This window comes from Acinetobacter sp. V2 (assembly GCF_001188385.1).
Classification (GTDB): domain Bacteria; phylum Pseudomonadota; class Gammaproteobacteria; order Pseudomonadales; family Moraxellaceae; genus Acinetobacter; species Acinetobacter oleivorans.
Window position 1 is genome coordinate 108,969 of record NZ_JZFB01000002.1, and the last position, 217, is coordinate 109,185.

1 protein-coding gene is annotated in these 217 nt (G+C 45.2%); it reads right to left on the reverse strand.

Going from position 1 to position 217, the window contains the following annotated elements:
* Nucleotides 1-217, reverse strand: a 217-nt coding sequence (locus tag UC75_RS20935) for an aminotransferase class III-fold pyridoxal phosphate-dependent enzyme (RefSeq protein ID WP_228137243.1), incomplete at both ends; no start/stop codon positions are given.

A 217-nucleotide genomic window follows, 5' to 3' on the forward strand; every position in this document is an offset into this window, starting at 1 on the left:
CTTATCAGTTGTTAACATTGCACCCACCGGGAAACCACCGCCTAGTGCTTTTGCAGTCGTTAACACATCTGGAATAACACCAGAGTTCATGTAGGCATACAGTGCACCTGTACGGCCAACGCCAGTTTGTACTTCATCAAAAATAAGTAAGGCACCGAACTCATCACACAGTGCACGTAAACCTTTTAAAAATTCGATGTCAGCAGGAATAACGCCG